At 57.1% G+C, this 16,758-nt stretch carries 15 protein-coding genes; 13 read left to right on the top strand and 2 right to left on the bottom strand.

Annotation, left to right across the window (positions count from 1 at the left end):
• The 13 genes from NH14_RS27700 to NH14_RS27645 all read left to right on the top strand — a co-directional run bounded on the left by NH14_RS27700 (position 1) and on the right by NH14_RS27645 (position 15,045).
• Positions 1 to 1,155 carry an acetyl-CoA C-acetyltransferase gene (locus tag NH14_RS27700; RefSeq protein WP_035530723.1) on the top strand — a complete coding sequence of 385 codons (1,155 nt, stop codon included), beginning with the start codon at positions 1 to 3 and terminating at the stop codon, positions 1,153 to 1,155.
• An 11-nt stretch (positions 1,156 to 1,166) separates the two neighbouring features.
• Positions 1,167 to 2,045: an SDR family oxidoreductase gene (locus NH14_RS27695; protein ID WP_035530724.1), complete on the top strand. Its 879-nt coding sequence runs from the start codon at positions 1,167 to 1,169 to the stop codon at positions 2,043 to 2,045.
• Positions 2,042 to 3,190: an acyl-CoA dehydrogenase family protein gene (locus tag NH14_RS33255; protein ID WP_084225790.1), complete on the top strand. Its 1,149-nt coding sequence runs from the start codon at positions 2,042 to 2,044 to the stop codon at positions 3,188 to 3,190. The genes NH14_RS27695 and NH14_RS33255 overlap by 4 nt, the downstream gene beginning before the upstream one ends.
• 45 nt (positions 3,191 to 3,235) lie before the next feature.
• Positions 3,236 to 4,426 carry an acyl-CoA dehydrogenase family protein gene (locus tag NH14_RS33250; protein WP_035530726.1) on the top strand — a complete coding sequence of 397 codons (1,191 nt, stop codon included), beginning with the start codon at positions 3,236 to 3,238 and terminating at the stop codon, positions 4,424 to 4,426.
• 19 nt (positions 4,427 to 4,445) lie between these two features.
• Complete coding sequence (locus NH14_RS27685) at positions 4,446 to 5,237, top strand: SDR family oxidoreductase (protein ID WP_035530729.1); 792 nt, start codon at positions 4,446 to 4,448, stop codon at positions 5,235 to 5,237.
• A 12-nt stretch (positions 5,238 to 5,249) separates the two neighbouring features.
• Positions 5,250 to 5,708, top strand: coding sequence for a MaoC family dehydratase (locus tag NH14_RS27680; RefSeq protein ID WP_035530731.1), 459 nt, complete (start codon positions 5,250 to 5,252; stop codon positions 5,706 to 5,708).
• A 480-nt stretch (positions 5,709 to 6,188) separates the two neighbouring features.
• The gene (gene cysD / locus NH14_RS27675) at positions 6,189 to 7,154 is read left to right on the top strand and encodes a sulfate adenylyltransferase subunit CysD (protein ID WP_084225791.1); all 966 of its coding nucleotides are present in this window, start codon (positions 6,189 to 6,191) and stop codon (positions 7,152 to 7,154) included.
• Positions 7,154 to 9,064 carry a sulfate adenylyltransferase subunit CysN gene (gene cysN, locus NH14_RS27670; protein ID WP_035530732.1) on the top strand — a complete coding sequence of 637 codons (1,911 nt, stop codon included), beginning with the start codon at positions 7,154 to 7,156 and terminating at the stop codon, positions 9,062 to 9,064. The genes cysD and cysN overlap by 1 nt, the downstream gene beginning before the upstream one ends.
• Before the next feature lie 552 nt (positions 9,065 to 9,616).
• Positions 9,617 to 10,372: an SDR family NAD(P)-dependent oxidoreductase gene (locus NH14_RS27665; RefSeq protein ID WP_035530734.1), complete on the top strand. Its 756-nt coding sequence runs from the start codon at positions 9,617 to 9,619 to the stop codon at positions 10,370 to 10,372.
• A 41-nt stretch (positions 10,373 to 10,413) separates the two neighbouring features.
• Positions 10,414 to 12,546, top strand: coding sequence for an oxidoreductase (locus NH14_RS27660; protein WP_035530736.1), 2,133 nt, complete (start codon positions 10,414 to 10,416; stop codon positions 12,544 to 12,546).
• A gap of 12 nt (positions 12,547 to 12,558) precedes the next feature.
• A complete protein-coding gene (locus tag NH14_RS27655) occupies positions 12,559 to 13,020 on the top strand; it encodes a nuclear transport factor 2 family protein (RefSeq protein WP_052148337.1) in 462 nt (153 codons plus the stop codon).
• A gap of 13 nt (positions 13,021 to 13,033) precedes the next feature.
• Positions 13,034 to 13,660, top strand: a complete 627-nt coding sequence (locus NH14_RS27650) for a transferase hexapeptide repeat family protein (RefSeq protein ID WP_035530738.1) — start codon at positions 13,034 to 13,036, stop codon at positions 13,658 to 13,660.
• Entirely contained in the window at positions 13,657 to 15,045 is a 1,389-nt protein-coding gene (locus tag NH14_RS27645) for an FAD/NAD(P)-binding protein (RefSeq protein WP_035530740.1), read from the top strand. The genes NH14_RS27650 and NH14_RS27645 overlap by 4 nt, the downstream gene beginning before the upstream one ends.
• Before the next feature lie 220 nt (positions 15,046 to 15,265).
• Here the strand turns inward: NH14_RS27645 and NH14_RS34175 are convergent, their stop codons facing one another.
• Both NH14_RS34175 and NH14_RS27635 read right to left on the bottom strand, forming a co-directional pair.
• Positions 15,266 to 15,760, bottom strand: coding sequence for a nuclear transport factor 2 family protein (locus NH14_RS34175; RefSeq protein WP_084225792.1), 495 nt, complete (start codon positions 15,758 to 15,760; stop codon positions 15,266 to 15,268).
• Between the two features lie 15 nt (positions 15,761 to 15,775).
• Positions 15,776 to 16,756 (bottom strand): flavin reductase, encoded by a 981-nt coding sequence (locus NH14_RS27635; RefSeq protein WP_035530742.1) that lies wholly within the window; start codon positions 16,754 to 16,756, stop codon positions 15,776 to 15,778.
• Between the last annotated feature and the right edge of the window lie 2 nt (positions 16,757 to 16,758).

Below are 16,758 nucleotides of genomic sequence, written 5' to 3'. Positions count from 1 at the left end.
ATGCCGGAAGCGTATATCGTAGACGCATTGCGCACCCCGACGGGAAAACGCGGCGGTAGCCTGTCGCAAGTTCACCCTGCCGACCTGGGTGCACATGTTCTGAAGACCCTGGTTGAGCGGAATTCGATTCCGGCCGAAGACTACGACGACGTAGTGTTTGGTTGCGTCGATGCTGTCGGGCCAAACGCCGGGGTTATCAGTCGATCGTCGTGGCTTGCTGCGGGCTTGCCGGTCCATGTGCCCGGTACGGTGATTGATCGCGCGTGTGGGTCGTCGCAGCAGGCGCTACATTTCGCAGCCCAGGCTGTGATGAGCGGGACGCAGGACGTCGTCGCCGTTGGCGGCGTGCAGAACATGAGCCTTGTCCCGATCGCCTATGCGATGACGGCAGCACAGCCGCTTGGCTTCACTGATCCGTTCTCGGGCAGTCAGGGTTGGAAAGCACGTTTTGGCGATCAACCGGTGAATCAGTTCTACGCCGCTCAGATCATTGCCGACAAGTGGGAGTTGTCTCGCTCTGACATGGAGGCGTTCGCGCTCGAAAGTCATCGGCGCGCGCTGCAAGCGATTGACGAAGGACGCTTTGATCGCGAGATCTCTCCTATCGCCGGCCTTTCGAAGGATGAGACGCCACGCCAGACCACGCTTGAAAAAATGGCGACGCTTCAGCCGGTGGCGCCAGAATTTAGCAAGATCACTGCTGCAGTATCGAGCCAAACGTGCGATGCAGCGTCGGCAGTGTTGATCGTGTCAGAGGCGGCGCTCAAGCGCTATGACCTCAAGCCCCGCGCGCGAATCAGGCACATGAGTGTCCTCGCGGATGACCCGATTTGGCATCTTACTGCGCCGATTCCCGCGACAGCGGCTGCGCTCAAGAAGGCGGGGCTTAGCCTGCAGGACATTGACCTCGTGGAGATCAATGAAGCTTTTGCGTCAGTCGTTCAGGCTTGGTTGAAAGAGACCGGCTTCCCCCATGAAAAGACGAATGTCAACGGTGGTGCCATCGCACTTGGTCATCCGTTGGGCGCGACTGGCGCGAAGCTGATGACGACGTTGCTCCACGAACTCGAGCGGACCGGCGGGCGCTACGGCATGCAGACGATGTGCGAAGGCGGCGGCCAAGCCAATGTAACCATTATCGAACGCCTTGGGTGAGGGTAAGAATTATGGCAATTTGTGAACAGCGGACTGTGATTATTACGGGTTCCGGTGGCGGCTTGGGACGGGCATATGCGTTGGCTCTTGCAGAAGCGGGCGCCAAGGTTGTTGTCAACGACATCCGAAGCGACGCGGCGGACTCCGTGGTGAACGAGATTAGCGCGCGTGGAGGTGTAGCGATCGCCAACTCGGACGACATTACGAGTATCGCGGGTGCCGATCGAATCGTGAACGAAGCTGTGGAGAAATTCGGCGAAGTCCACGCGCTCGTGAACAACGCGGGTAACCTTCGGGACCGGATGTTCGTCAGCCTCTCGGAAGACGACTGGGACGAGGTAATGCGTGTACACCTTAAGGGCCACTTCTGCCTCTCTAATGTGCTCGCCCGCAGGTGGCGCGACCTCTCCAAAGCGGGGCATCAGGTCGATGCTCGACTGATTAACACGAGCTCTGGGGCCGGTCTGCAAGGATCCATTGGTCAATCAAACTATTCGACGGCCAAGGCAGGCATTTGCGCACTGACTCTCGTTCAGTCCGCAGAGCTGGGGCGATATGGAATCACTTCCAACGCTGTTGCTCCAGCTGCGCGCACCTCGATGACGGAAAGCGCGATGCCGGATGTTGTCAAAAAGCCCGAAGACGGCAGTTTTGACTTCTGGGATCCGGCCAACGTTGCGCCGCTCGTCGTGTGGCTGGCGAGCTCGTTGTCGAAGCACGTGACAGGTCGTGTCTTTGAGGCGTCGGGCGGCAAAATCTCGGTCGCCGACGGATGGCGTACGGGGCCAGTCGAGGACAAGCGAGCTCGCTGGACGCCGGAAGAGCTGAACGCTGTGGTCAGCACGCTCGTCGACCGTTCGGTCCCCGCGCAAAAGGTTTATGGCACATGAATACCAGAGCTGATTTCGCGCTGACTGCCGACCAGCAGATGGTACGTGATGCTGCTGAGGCGTATCTGACGGAACGTTGCACGTCGGAAGCGGTTCGCAAGGCATTGGAGACCGCGAATGGATACGACGAATCGATCTGGAAGGCAATCGCGGCTGAACTCGGGTGGGCGGCGACGCACGTGCCGGAAGCAAACGGCGGTATCGGGCTCGGATGGATCGAACTGACGCTCATCCTTGAACAAATGGGGCGCCGGCTTTTGTGCTCACCATTCTTCAGCACCGCTGTGATGGGGGCGACAACACTCATTGAGTGTGGCAGCCCGCAAGCGAAGGATTCGTATCTGCCAAGGATCGCGTCTGGGGAGCTAACGGTTACCGTTGGGCTCGGTGGATCTGGCATTGAATGGGATCCGGCTCGGGTGACTGCGATTGCGTCAGGCAATGCTAGCGGATACAGCATCAAGGGCAGCTTTCGTCATGTGCCAGATGGCGCCTCAGCGTCGTTACTGCTCCTTGTTGCGCGCCTTGGTGGCGAACTCGCCCTGTTCGCTGTTCCTCGCGATCGACAAGGACTCCGTGCCACTGAGCACGATTCGATCGACCGTACGCGGCGTGTAGCGCAAGTTGATCTCGATGACGTGCCCGTGCCCGCCGATGCACTGATCGCAGTCGGCGCCGATCTCGAGCAGTCGTTGTCGCGTGTCCATGCGCTCTGTGCGATTGCATTGGCGGCGGAGCAGCTTGGGGTTGCGCAGCAGTGTCTCGATTTGACGCTGACGTACGCATCCGAGCGAGTTCAGTTCGGTCGGACCATCAACGCTTTCCAGGCTGTGAAGCACCGTTGTGCGGAAATGATGGTGAAAATCGAAGCAACTCGCTCCGCTGTCTTCGGTGCTTCGCGTGCCGCTGCCGAGAGTATTGCGACCGACGACTTGCTTATGGAGGCCGCGTGCGTAAAGACGTTTGCGTCCGACACCGCATACTTTTGCGCGCAGGAGGCCATTCAGCTGCACGGCGGCGTAGGCTTTACTTGGGAATACGACCCGCATCTGTATTTCAAACGGGCGCAAGCCTCGTCTCATTGGTTCGGCTCGCCGGATCGATGGAGGCAGAGGGTTGCCGATACGCTGCTGGGCGTCAACTGACTCTGGCGCATACCTGATGCTCGGGTGATATTCACAGGAACAGTCATGCAAATCGGAATCACAGATCAGGACCACGTGTTCAGAACGGAGGTCGCCGAATGGATGCGCGAGCATTTGACGGGTAAATTCGAATGCTTGCGCCATCGTGGTGGTGCGGGCGATGAGGACGCATATCCGGAACTGCGCAAGGAGTGGGAGCAGGAACTCGCGCGCGGGAACTGGACATGCGTGGGATGGCCGCAGGAATACGGCGGCAGGGGCTTGACGGTCGCCCAGCAGATCATCTTTCACGAGGAGTACGCGCGTGCCGGTGGCCCGGGCCACATCGGGCATCTTGGGGAGACGTTGCTTGGTCCTACGCTCATCGCGTACGGAACAGAGGAACAAAAGAAGCGTTTTCTCCCAGGAATCGTTAACGGATCGGAATACTGGTGCCAAGGTTATTCTGAACCTGGCGCCGGCTCAGATCTCGCTAACGTTCAGACGAGGGCGCGCCAAGATCCCTCCACCGGCGATTGGATTATCGACGGCCAGAAGGTCTGGACATCGCTCGCACACGAGTCGCAATGGATTTTTGTTGTCGCGCGCTGTGAACCTGGCTCAAAGGGGCACCACGGTCTCATTTTCCTGCTGGTCGATCTCAATCAGGACGGGGTCGAAGTGCGTCCGATCCGGCAAATGACCGGTACCAGCGAATTTAATGAGGTGTTTTTCAACGGCGCGCGAGCACCTGCGAAAAACGTCGTCGGGCAACCCGGTGAGGGTTGGAAGGTCGCGATGGCGCTGCTCGGATTTGAGCGCGGGTTGTCCTGGATCGGCATGCAGATGCATTTTGAACACCAGCTCGAGTTGGTCTGCAAGGCAGCGCGAGAGACGGGTTCTGATCGAGACCCGTCGATTCGCACGCGCATCGCACAGGCGTGGATGGGCCTGAAGGTTATGCATTACAACACGCTGCGCACACTGTCCGGCGGAGCTGATGGCAGCCTCTCGAGGGAGGGCTACATCATCAAGTATTACTGGTCAAACTGGCATCGCGACCTCGGAAAGCTTGCGATGGATGCGCTCGGACCGGAGGGCGACATCCTGATTGACGATTTCTCGCGAACGCGGCTGCAGCAGGTTTTCCTGTTCAGTCGATCAGACACGATTGTCGCAGGTACCAACGAAGTGCAACTGAACATTATCTCGGAACGCGCGCTGGGTATGCCCAAGGAGCCGCGCCCGTCCCGTTAAGCAAGGTGGAGAGTGCAATATGAATGCCAGTTCGATTCCGGCTTATGTCTCTGGTCACAATTTGCTGCAAGGAAAGTCCGCGCTGGTAACGGCCGCAGCGGGTGGCGGTATTGGATATGCAACCGCGAGGCGCTTCGCAGAGGAAGGCGTGCGGGCGCTATTTTTGTCGGATGTCCATGCACGTCGGTTGGACGAGGCTGCCGGTCGCTTGCGAGAGGAAACGGGTTTTGACCGTATCTACACCCTGGTATGCGACGTGACGCAGGAGGATCAGGTGCAGGCCTTGGTGAACGAAGCGGAGGAGAAACTGGGTGGAACGGATATTCTCTTCAATAACGCGGGCCTGGGTGGGCAGAAGCGTGTGACCGAGATGAGCGACGAGGAGTGGCTCAAGGTGATCGACGTTTCGCTTAACGGCACCTTCCGGATGACGAGAGCCATGCTGAAGTTGATGCAGCCTCGCGGCAAGGGAGCCATTATTAATAATGCGTCTGTTCTCGGGTGGCGTGCACAAAGGGAACAGGCGCACTACGCGGCGGCCAAGGCTGGGGTCATGGCGCTCACAAGGTGCAGTGCACTCGAAGCGGCGGAATATGGAATTCGGATAAATGCCATCTCCCCAAGCATCGCTATGCACGCGTTCCTGAAGAAGACCGCAGACGAGCAGCTGCTTTCGGCATTGGCCTCCAACGAGGCATTCGGGCGACCCGCCGAAGTGTGGGAAATGGCGAATATTGCGGTGTTTCTCGCCAGCGACTACGCATCTTATCTTGTCGGTGAAGTGATCTCGGCAAGCAGTCAACGGGCTTGAGGAGTCAGTGATATGACTATGGTTTTCCATTCTGCTGACGAAATTGTCGAGGCGGTTGGCAAGGACCTTGGCGTGACGGCGTGGCTCGAGATGGAGCAAGGCCGTGTCACCGAGTTCGCGGGAGCCACAAACGATCATCAGTGGATACACGTGGACCCAGAGCGTGCAGCTGAAGGACCGTTCGGAGGATGTATCGCGCACGGTTACCTTACCCTTTCGTTGGCAGGCAGCTATTTCCTTTCCCAACTGGTCGACGTCCGTATGCGCATGGGGATCAATTACGGTTGCGACCGTGTGCGCTTTCCGGCCGCTGTGCCGGTCGGTGCGCGAGTGCGTGCACGGGGCGAAATTACACGCGCCGAGCGATTTGATGGCGGCGTCCAGGCAACTATCCGTGTGACGATCGAAATCGAGGGGAATGAACGGCCAGCCTGCGTTGCAGATACCATCAGCCGATACTATTTCGATTGAAGCGCGGCGGTTCCAAAGCGCTATTTCCCTTCCTGCTGGATACCACGTCGGTATCCGCCGTCGGCCCACCATGGTGGGCCTCGGCAAATCACCATGCATTGTAGATCCGAGTCCGTGTTTACCCGATAACGGTATTCAACCGCAACCCCCGGATCACGTTCAAATTCAGTCGCTAAAGGGTCGCGCGGTTCCTGGAGGCAGCGACGGCCGTGCTATCCGACTGCTCGGGGGGCACTCCATAGGCATCGATGCCGACGTTCGACACTCACTTTTAGCTCGTGACAAAAAGCGCCGTTCATAGTCCGGTCGGACGATGAGCTAATAGCAACTATCTCGTAACTTACCCATAAGCGACAAATGTTTGTGATGTGCATGTGTCCTTCAGGGAACTGTATGTCGTCGTCAAATGGTTGATATACGCCGGGCTCGATGGGAATTCGAGAATCGAGGAAATGGCATTAACTTGAACAAGGATTAGTTATGCTAATTGAGAGCGAAAAGGTCATCGGTGAGCCGGAGCCGTCGCGAAGCAAAGAATCAGAGACGACTACGCTCACCCACCTGCAACGCCTCGAGGCCGAAGCGATTGATATTATGCGCGAGGCGGTATCGGATTCCGAGAATCCCGTGATGCTTTACTCGATCGGCAAGGATAGCTCTGTGCTCCTTCATTTGGCGATGAAGGCGTTCTATCCATCCAAGCCACCGTTCCGCCTGCTGCATGTCGATACTACCTGGAAGTTTCAGGAGATGTACAAGTTCCGGGACGAGATGGTTTCGAAGCATGGCCTCGATCTCCTGACGTATCAGAATCCCGAGGCTGTGGCGAAGGGTATCAATCCGTTCGATCATGGATCAGCGGTGCATACCGATATCTGGAAGACCCAAGGTCTGAAGCAAGCGTTGGACAAATACGGCTTCGACACCGCCTTCGGCGGAGCCCGCCGGGACGAGGAAAAATCGCGCGCGAAAGAACGAATTTTTTCGTTTCGCTCTGCACAACATCGTTGGGACCCGAAGATGCAACGCCCCGAACTCTGGCGCCTCTATAACGCGCGCAAGAGCAAAGGCGAGAGCATGCGAGTGTTCCCCATCTCGAACTGGACGGAACTCGATATCTGGCAATACATCTACCTCGAGAAAATTCCGCTCGTACCACTTTATTATGCAGCGGAGCGTCCCGTGGTCGAGCGAGACGGCATGCTCATCATGGTCGACGACGAACGCATGCCGCTGCGTGCCGGTGAAAAGCCAATGATGAAGAGTGTCCGTTTCCGGACTTTGGGATGCTATCCCCTCACAGGCGCGGTGGAAAGCGAGGCTACGACACTGACCCAGATCATTCAGGAGATGCTTCTGACGAAGACTTCAGAGCGGCAGGGTCGTCTGATCGATCACGATTCTAGTGGCTCGATGGAAAAGAAGAAGCAGGAGGGATACTTCTAATGGCACACGTTTCTGACCTCATTTCCGAGGATATTGAGCAGTATCTCAAAGCTCACCAGCACAAGAGCCTGCTGCGTTTCATTACGTGCGGCAGTGTCGACGATGGCAAGAGTACCCTCATCGGCCGTCTGCTATACGAGTCGAAGATGTTGTTCGAGGACCAGCTCGCGGCGCTCGAGTCGGATTCGAAGAAAGTGGGAACGCAAGGCGGAGAGCTCGATTTTGCGCTTCTCGTGGACGGACTTGCTGCCGAACGCGAGCAGGGTATTACGATCGACGTCGCTTATCGTTTCTTCTCGACTGATCGGCGAAAATTCATCGTGGCGGATACGCCGGGCCACGAGCAGTACACGCGCAATATGGTTACCGGCGCTTCGACCGCAGACGTGGCGATTCTTATGATTGACGCCCGAAAGGGCGTGCTTACGCAGACCTGTCGACACAGCTACCTGGTTTCCTTGATTGGAATCCGTCAGGTTGTCCTGGCAATTAACAAGCTGGACATGGTTGGATACTCGAAGGAAGTCTTTGACCGTATCGTTGAAGAGTATCGAGCGTTCGCCAAGCAAATCGGAATCGAGCAGTTTGTAGCAATTCCCATGTCGGCGCTAAAAGGCGATAACATTACCGCACCAAGTGAGAATACGCCGTGGTATCACGGTCCGACGCTCATGGGATTTCTGGAGACGGTCGAAATCGACAATGACGTCGTTCAGCGTGGTGCGTTCCGAATGCCCGTGCAGTGGGTGAATCGTCCTAACCTGGATTTCCGGGGCTTTTCGGGTCGCGTTGTGGGCGGCAGCATCAAACCGGGACAGCGGATCCGTGTGCTGCCCTCGGGCAGGGAGAGTACGGTCGATCGCATTGTAACGTTCGACGGCGACCTCGATAAAGCTGTGGCCGGGCAGTCGATCACGATCACGCTGCGCGACGAGATTGACATCAGTCGCGGTGATGTTCTGAGCACATCGGAGGAGCCGGCACCTGTCGCCGACCAGTTCGAAGCGAACATCGTCTGGATGAGCGATGAGCCGATGCTGCCCGGTCGTCCCTATCTGATGAAGCTCGGGGCGAGGACCGTTGGCTTGACCGTTTCAGCTCCGAAGTACAAAGTCAATGTCAACACGATGGAGCATTTGGCAGCCAAGACGCTCGAACTCAACGAAATCGGCGTCTGCAATCTGCATCTCGATCAGGCGGTTGCATTTGACCCCTACGAGGCGAATCGTGATACAGGTGGATTTGTCGTCATCGACCGCCTGACGAACGCGACGGTTGGCGCAGGGATGCTTCACTTTGCACTGCGTCGCTCGCAGAACATCCATTGGCAGGCAATCGAGGTCAACCGGGACGCGCACGCGAGTCTCAAGGGCCAGAAGCCGGCAGTCCTTTGGTTCACGGGGCTCTCTGGTGCAGGCAAATCGACGATCGCCAATCTTGTCGAGAAAAAGCTGCACACGCTTGGGCGTCACACGTATCTGCTCGATGGCGACAATGTTCGCCACGGGCTGAACAAGGATCTGGGCTTCACCGAAGCAGACCGCGTCGAAAACATTCGTCGCGTCGGCGAGGTGTCGCGTTTGATGGTCGATGCAGGTCTCATTACGCTCGTGTCATTCATTTCCCCCTTCCGTGCGGAACGGGAAATGGCTCGCAGTCTGGTTGGCTCCGGCGAGTTTATTGAGGTGTTCGTTGATACGCCGTTGGGCGTGGCGGAGAAGCGCGATCCGAAGGGGCTCTACAAGAAGGCGCGACGTGGTGATCTGAAGAACTTCACCGGTATCGACTCGCCTTATGAGGCCCCGGACAACCCTGAACTGCGGATCGATACGACGGCAGTAACCGCTGCTGACGCAGCGGAACAGATTGTCGAGTACCTCCGCGCGAACGGGATTCTTGAAGTGTTGTGACGCAGTAGTGTGGCGCCGGGGCGAAGCGACTTCGATAAATGCAGTTCATGTGTCGCTTCGCCCCAACGCGCCAGGTACGAGCCTATTCAGGGCGAACCCTGATAGACGGATTTGATTTCGATGAAGGAAGTGGGGCGCGAACGCGAGGCTAGAATCCGCGAGGCCTGTGTCCGTAATCTGGACGTGTCGGCGAACAATGCGCGAAGTATGATGGCTAGGTTGATTGCTGGTGAAGCGTCGTCGGCAGAGTCGCGCCAACTTCCCGCTTCGGAGGGCCCGCACTTATATCACGTTGCATACAGCCGCGTGGGAAGAGGAGAGCATACGGGTTGATGCAGCGGCACCGGAGCCGATTTCGGCGGAATAACGTCGCGACATCTGGATGGCCACGGTTGGGAATGGCGCGCACTTCGGATGATCCTGTGGCGTTCCCCCCGGCGAGAGTACCGGCGCGGGCTTGTTCCCAAGCTCGCAAGTGGCGAGCGTTACCACCGATCGCACTATGCTGTGCCGATCGGTACTCAATAACTGACTAGTATAACGAGACGAGACATGGAGCGATTCAAGAATAAGGTTGCACTTGTAACTGGTGCTGCTTCCGGTATTGGGCGAGCTACTGCGCAGCGTCTGGCGAAGGAAGGGGCGCGTTTGTTGCTGGCCGATATCAATCTGGAAGCGCTCCAGGTACTCGGTGAAGAGCTTAAGACTGGCTTTGGTACGTCATATGCCTGCTTCAAGTTTGACGCCACAAGCATGTCTGACAGTCGGGAAATGGTTCGCCGTGCGGTCGCCCACTTTGGCAAACTCGATGTTCTTTGCAATATCGCAGGCATCGCAGGTGGATGGCATACGCATGAGATGCCCGAAGCGGACTATCGGCGGATGATGGCTATCAACGTCGACAGCGTCTTCGCCGTTTCTCAAGAGGCCATTCCGCATCTGATCGAGACTCGAGGGAACATCATTAATATGTCGTCTGCTTCTGCGAAGCAGGGGCAACCTTATACCGCCGCGTATTCCGCGAGCAAGGCAGCCGTCGTCGCGTTCACGCGATGTTTTGCTGTTGAGTACGCCAACAACGGCGTTCGAGCAAACGCAATCTGCCCTGGCGGTGTCAATACCAATATCCACCAGACCATCCAGTTTCCAAAGGACATCGATCCGAAGCTGATGGATAAACTGTACCCGCTGTTTCCAATTGCTGAGCCAGAAGAGATCGCCGCAGCGGTCGCGTATCTGGCATCAGATGAAGCGCGATACGTCACCGGCATCGATTTCTCGATCGACGGCGGTCAGACCGTCTCCTGAGTGACTTTTTCTTAATCACTGCGCTTTCGGAATAAGTTGGTATGACGACATCATTCAATCATTTGCTTGCGCCGGGTCAAATCGGGTCGATGAAGCTCAGGAATCGCATCCTGATGTCGCCCATGGGGTCAAACCTGGCAGAACCCGACGGCTATTGCGGCGAGCGGATCGCGCGCTACTACGCGGCCCGCGCGAAAGGCGGGGCCGCGATGGTGATCATGGGCTCCGTTGGTGTTGCTTATCCTCGCGGGTCCGGGAATCAGATGCAGGTCGCTGCGTCTGACGACAAATTTATTCCAGGGCTGAAACTCGTTGCCGACGCGGTGCATGAGCACGGCTGCAAGATCGCACTGCAACTTCAGCATGCCGGCGCAATTGCTGTGAATGAGCCGCTACGCGGCCTTCCGCTTCTGGTTCCGTCTGTCCCGACGCAAAAGGAGATGGACTGGACCGCTGACTTGACGCCTCAAGAAAACAAGGACATGTTTGAGGCGTTCTTCAAGCCTGGCGTCAAGATCGAGTATCAGGTCGCTGACGAGGAGCAGCTTGAATGGCTCATCGATAGTTTTGCAAAAGCAGCGGTACGTGCGAAGCAAGCGGGAATTGACGGCGTTGAGATCCACGCAGGTCATGGCTATATCGTGTCTGCTTTCTTGTCGCCGTCGAGCAACAAGCGAGCGGACCGGTGGGGCGGCACGCTGGAGAACCGTGCCCGGCTCCTGGTCGAGATCGTCAAGCGCGTACGTGCTGCTGTAGGGCCGGACTATCCGGTGTGGTTCCGGATCGATGGCATCGAGCATCTAAAGAACGATGGCATCACTGTCGAGGATGCGATCGAGGCGACGAAGCTCGGCGTAGCGGCCGGAGCCGACGCGGTCCATGTGACGATGTACGCGGATGCAAGTAAAGGGATCAGCTTCACCGAGGCACACACGGTTCAGCAACCCTGCAAATATGTGCCGTACGCAGCCGCGATTAAGGCCGCTATTTCTGTACCGGTCATTACGGTCGGTCGTGTTGAACCTGATCAGGCGGACCGATTTATTGCAGAAGGGAAGTTCGACTTTTTGGCGATGGCTAGAAAGTTGCTGGCGGACGACGAACTACCGAACAAGCTCATGGCTGGACGGCCTGATCTTATCCGTCCGTGTATCTATTGCTACACATGCATCAGCCAGATTTTCCTTGGCACGCACTCCCGGTGCGCGGTCAACGCCCGTACCGGTTTTGAGCTCACGACTGCTGTGGAGCCGACGAGCCGACGGAAGAAGGTCTTGGTGGTGGGCGGTGGTCCTGCAGGAATGGAGGCGGCCCGGGTAGCCGCTCTGCGCGGCCACGAGGTGAATCTGTACGATGCGTCGGATCGGTTGGGTGGCACGGCCTTTTTCTCGTCGATCGTTTATCCGGAAAACGGGCGTCTTATCGACTACCTGAAAGCTCAACTGGGCGAGTTGCGTGTCAATTGCCATTTGAATGCAAAGGTTACGCCCGAATTGGTCCAGAAGCTGAAGCCGGATACCGTCGTGGTAGCGACCGGAGCGAGCCGCGCACTGGTGAAGGTACCTGGATACGAATTGCCTCACGTGTTTAGCGGCGACGAAATGCGCGAGATGATCACCGGTCGGATGAGCTCGTCATTGAAGCGCAAGCTCCCAGCACACTGGCGGATGATGATTCACGCCGGAAAATGTTCCGGGATGCTGAATGACAATAAACGAATTAACCGTTTGAGCAAACGCTTTCTCCCGCTCGGTCAAAGCGTTGTAATTTACGGCGGTGGCCTCGTCGGTGTAGAGCTTGCCGAGTTCCTGGCGGAGCGCCAGCGTAAGGTCGTACTGATTGAACCGGGGCCCGCTTTCGGGAAGGATCTGATGCTGGTTCGTCGATGGAGAATCATGGATCATCTGAGAAAGCTTGGTGTGCGGCTTTTGAAGGAGACGGATCTGGTGGAGATCAAGCCGGATCGAGTTGCATATCGCACGTCCACAGGGCAGGTTCAAGCCATTAAGGCTGACTCGGTCATCATGGCGCTCGGCGCGGCGCCGAACGGCGCAGAGCTTTCAGACCGCATCAAGCAAGTGTGTGACGAAGTGTATTGCATCGGCGATGCGAACGAACTTGGGTACATCGAAGGGGCTATCCGGAGCGGTCACCGCGTCGGGCGCGAAATCTAGTAAGAAAATTGCATGGACGAGGACAGCGAGATGGCGCAGGACGTACGGAACATAAACAAGGCCGCATTTGGGCGTGCGCTCAAGCATCTGGGTCGCAAGGAATTCGACGAGTTCGAAGCGTGCCTCGCGGAGGATATCTTTCAGGATTGGCCTTACCTTCCGATCCCCAATATGCCTGGAACGATCACCGGGCGTAGAGAGTTGCGCGAGTTCATTGAAGCCGGAACGCAACCCTTCGATCCGTATTCGTATCAAATCAGCGAGTTTTACGACATGCTCGATGAGAACGCGCTGGTTGTCGAGTACAGCTCTAACACCGTGTATCACCCTACAGGCCAACCGTATTCAAACAAGTACCTCGGCATTCTGCGATTTAAGGATGGGAAGATTGTCTACTGGCGGGAGTATTTGAACCCGCTCATCGTCAAGGAGTCGCTCCTCGGCGACTTCGACAAAGCGATTGACCAGCGCTGATGTTCCTTGAGCTATGGTGACCGTTTATTCCATCGACGGCGTTACGCCAATAGTACACCCCGAGGCGTATGTCCATCCGTCAGCAGTGTTGATTGGTGACGTTGAAATCGGGGCGCACTGCTATATTGGTCCTGCTGCCTGCTTAAGAGGTGATTTCGGGCGCCTGATCGTCGAAACCGGGGCAAATATTCAAGACACTTGTGTTTTGCACGGCTATCCGGAAATCGATACTGTGGTGGAAGTGGATGGACACATTGGCCATGGGGCGGTCTTGCACGGTTGCAGGGTTGGGCGTAATGCTCTCGTTGGAATGAACTCCGTCGTTATGGATGGAGCCGTGCTTGGTGAATCGAGTATCGTTGCAGCGATGAGCCTTGTAAAGGAAGGGGTTGTCGTTCCGCCCCGGACGCTGGTAGCAGGGATGCCGGCGAGGATCGTGCGCGAGCTTTCCGATGATGAAGTGTCATGGAAAGCGACCGGCTCGACGCACTACCGGGACCTTGCTGAGCTGTCGATAAGTACTTTGAAGACGACCGAAGCACTGACGGAACGTGAGCCGGGTAGGCGGCGCGTCACCGTCGGTAACGCCGTTCCGCTTCACCTTATCCGGGCGATGCGAAGAAGCGGGGAGTCGTTTTGAAGACGATTGCGGTTATCGGGAGCGGTTTCAGCGGAACAGCTACCGTGCTTCAGCTCCTGCGTCGACCAGCACCGAATGGCCTGCATGTCATTCTGATCAATCGCTCGGGTCGCATGGCTAGAGGGGTTGCATACGGAACGCGCAGCAATAGGCATATCCTCAACGTTCCTGCCGGGAATATGAGCGTTTTTCCCGAGGATGTTGACCATTTCGTGCGCTTTTGTCGCTGGCATAATCCGCTCGTTACGCCCTCGTCATTCGTATCCAGACATCTCTATGGGCGCTATCTCGACTACTTGCTAGAGCAAGCTGAAGAAGAGAGCGGTGAGAAAAAACGGCTAACTAGAGTCGATGCCGAGGTGATCGGAATTGACTTCGGTGGGCTCTCGGACGATGCCTCCTCAAACGTGACGATTCAGATGCGCGGCGGTGCGGCCATCATTGCTGATCGCGCTGTCCTTGCATTCGGACATTTTTCGCCGCTTGACCCGGCGGTGCCCGGTAGCTTGTCGTTTTCGGAAAACCGTTACATTCGCGATCCTTGGGCGCCTGGAGCATTGGACCAGATTGGGGGGAGCGAACGCGTTCTACTGATAGGGTCAGGCCTAACGGCGATCGACGTCGCAGCGACGCTTGCCGTGAATAATCCCGAACGGCAATGTATCGCTGTTTCGAGGCGCGGGCTATTGCCGCAGCCGCATCGTTGCACTCGCACGGAGCAGCCGACCCACATCGATGTCCGTGGCATTCTGGACCAAATGGGACGTAACGTACGAAGGTATGTTCGTGTGCTGCGGAGGTGCGCGCGTAGTCAAGCGGAGGCGGGAAAAGATTGGCGAGACGTAATCTCCTTACTCCGCCCTCATATTCCAGAACTCTGGCGGCGCCTGAATCAGCGTGAGCGCCGGCGCTTTCTGCGACATATTCAGCCCTACTGGGACGTCCACCGTCACCGGCTGGCCCCTGAGGCGAATTTGTATCTTCACGGCCTCCTAAGCGCAGGGACACTTCAGATTCTCGCTGGCAGGCTTGTCGCGCTTCGCACGAGCGATGCCATCGAGGTGGACGTGCGTAAGCGGAGCGCCGATGAGATCACGACGCTCGAAGTTGATCGTGTAGTCAACTGTACCGGCCCAGGGGCAAACCTTCATCGAGTAAACGAAGTGTTCCCCCGGCGCCTTCTGGAAGAGGGAATGTTACGCGTGGATCCGCTCGGACTCGGAATCGAAGTGGACGCACAATATCGGGTGGTTGACGGGGCGGGGCGTGCTAATGAATCGCTACGATACATTGGCCCCTTGCTTCGTGCGACGTATTGGGAAGCCACTGCGGTGCCTGAGCTTCGAGTACACGCGCGCAAACTGGCGGAATTCCTACTACCGTAAAATGCCCTACCGCCCGATTTTTACAACGCCGTGGTCGAGCGTTGAAGCGGATTTCGATTGCGCGGTGCGTCGATGCAACGATAGCACGCCAACACGCGGATCGCGACGAGTTCGCGTCAGCGATGGCGCTCTCTGAGGTAGGCGACGTTCTACGGTGGGCTGGCGTTCGAGGCGATACGCCCCGAACGCTATTTCGAGAAGCAAGTGAAACTGTTGGTGGCTACGCTTCGGTCGCTCGCAGCCCAAGCACCTCGCGGCTACCGACTTCGTGCGTAACGGTCATCGTCCAGTCAGTGACTCGCCATCCCGCTGGCCCTTGAAGCCAAACGCTCTCATAACGTCCAAATGCTTCGTATGATTTCGGAGATGCGCTATCCCGTTCTAGATGATGAGCACGGATGTAACAGCGCGCGTTGGCTCGTTCGCCTTGGATATTAATATCGAGATTGCCAATCAAATGTTGCGTGGGCCCGCAGTGGTCCAGAAAGCTGCGTATGCTCCTCACAATCGCTTCGCGGCCGCTAAGGTCGATTCCCGGGCCGTAGTGCGCCTGCGCTGATTCGTCAAAGACCGCGTCGAGCTGCGCCCAGTCACGAGTGTCAAGGGCGTACGCGTAGCCGTAATGGGCTCGAGCAATCTCGCGCTCGGCAGACGATGAGTCTTGTGTCACTGTGTCCCTCCTGTTTGGTATGGCAAGTTGATCTTGCCGGCACATTCGTTCCTCTATCGATTATGCGCGATTCCACGGATGCGCAAAACCAGGGTCGGTCTTTGCAATCAGCGTCTTGAGGAGATGCTTAAGCGCGAATGATTCGTTCGCACCGAGCTTGCTCTCAATATCGATCTCCAACGCCTTTGCTGCAGACAACACGCGAAGGGTCACCTCACGTCCCGCATCGGTGAGGCCGTATTCTACGTTTGAGTCCCGTTCATGCGCGGCCAACAGCCCGCGCTGCTGGAGATCGGTTGCCATCGCCCTTGTGATGTGATAGCCCGTGTATGAGAACAGTGCGCTTACTTCCTCGATAGTTTGCGTATCTCGCATCGCGAGGATAGTCAGGAGGAAATATTCCGAATCAGTCAGACCGTAGGCGGCCGCATGCTGCATCACCTGCGCGTAGAACTGGAAGTGGGCGCGTGCCAAAAGATAGCCGATGAAGTCTTCCCCGAACGTAAGCTCGGGCTCATCATGCTGCATTGACGTAAACGACACAGGCTTGCCTTTGCTTGCTGCAAGAGCGTACTGTCCCGCGTGAAAGGCGAGCGGCGGCAGTTCGGAACGATCGAACTCGAGGACTTCTCCGACGAAGATGATATGGTCACCTCCCTCATAGCGGAAGATGGTCTTGCACTGAAGGCGCGCGCAGCAATCACTCAGGAGGGGAATGTCGCCGGCGCCGTCCTCGACGTCCACGCCGAGAAATTTATCCTCACCACTTTTTGCGAACCGGTTTGACAGACCTTCCTGATGAGCAGAGAGAATATGCACACCCCAATGAGAGTTGGATTCGAAGGCCCGCAAGCTTCGCGAATTCTTCGCCAGACTCCAGAGAACCAGTGGGGGGGTCAGGGAGACGGAGTTGAAGCTGTTCGCCGTTACTCCAACCGGCTCTCCTTCAGCCGAACGCGTAGTGATGATCGTAACGCCGGTTGTGAAACTCCCCAGAGCTCGGCGAAATTCGGACGGGTCGATGTTATTTGGCGTTGCCACAA

Source organism: Paraburkholderia sacchari (assembly GCF_000785435.2).
GTDB lineage: Bacteria > Pseudomonadota > Gammaproteobacteria > Burkholderiales > Burkholderiaceae > Paraburkholderia > Paraburkholderia sacchari.
The sequence above is the reverse complement of the archived record's forward strand: the minus strand, read 5'-3'. Positions and strand labels throughout refer to the sequence as shown.

Coding starts and splice junctions, on each gene's coding strand:
- NH14_RS27700 (WP_035530723.1), top strand. CDS start 1: ATGCCGGAAGCGTATATCGTAGACGCATTGCGCACCCCGACGGGAAAA.
- NH14_RS27695 (WP_035530724.1), top strand. CDS start 1,167: ATGGCAATTTGTGAACAGCGGACTGTGATTATTACGGGTTCCGGTGGC.
- NH14_RS33255 (WP_084225790.1), top strand. CDS start 2,042: ATGAATACCAGAGCTGATTTCGCGCTGACTGCCGACCAGCAGATGGTA.
- NH14_RS33250 (WP_035530726.1), top strand. CDS start 3,236: ATGCAAATCGGAATCACAGATCAGGACCACGTGTTCAGAACGGAGGTC.
- NH14_RS27685 (WP_035530729.1), top strand. CDS start 4,446: ATGAATGCCAGTTCGATTCCGGCTTATGTCTCTGGTCACAATTTGCTG.
- NH14_RS27680 (WP_035530731.1), top strand. CDS start 5,250: ATGACTATGGTTTTCCATTCTGCTGACGAAATTGTCGAGGCGGTTGGC.
- cysD (WP_084225791.1), top strand. CDS start 6,189: ATGCTAATTGAGAGCGAAAAGGTCATCGGTGAGCCGGAGCCGTCGCGA.
- cysN (WP_035530732.1), top strand. CDS start 7,154: ATGGCACACGTTTCTGACCTCATTTCCGAGGATATTGAGCAGTATCTC.
- NH14_RS27665 (WP_035530734.1), top strand. CDS start 9,617: ATGGAGCGATTCAAGAATAAGGTTGCACTTGTAACTGGTGCTGCTTCC.
- NH14_RS27660 (WP_035530736.1), top strand. CDS start 10,414: ATGACGACATCATTCAATCATTTGCTTGCGCCGGGTCAAATCGGGTCG.
- NH14_RS27655 (WP_052148337.1), top strand. CDS start 12,559: ATGGACGAGGACAGCGAGATGGCGCAGGACGTACGGAACATAAACAAG.
- NH14_RS27650 (WP_035530738.1), top strand. CDS start 13,034: ATGGTGACCGTTTATTCCATCGACGGCGTTACGCCAATAGTACACCCC.
- NH14_RS34175 (WP_084225792.1), bottom strand. CDS start 15,760: ATGTGCCGGCAAGATCAACTTGCCATACCAAACAGGAGGGACACAGTG.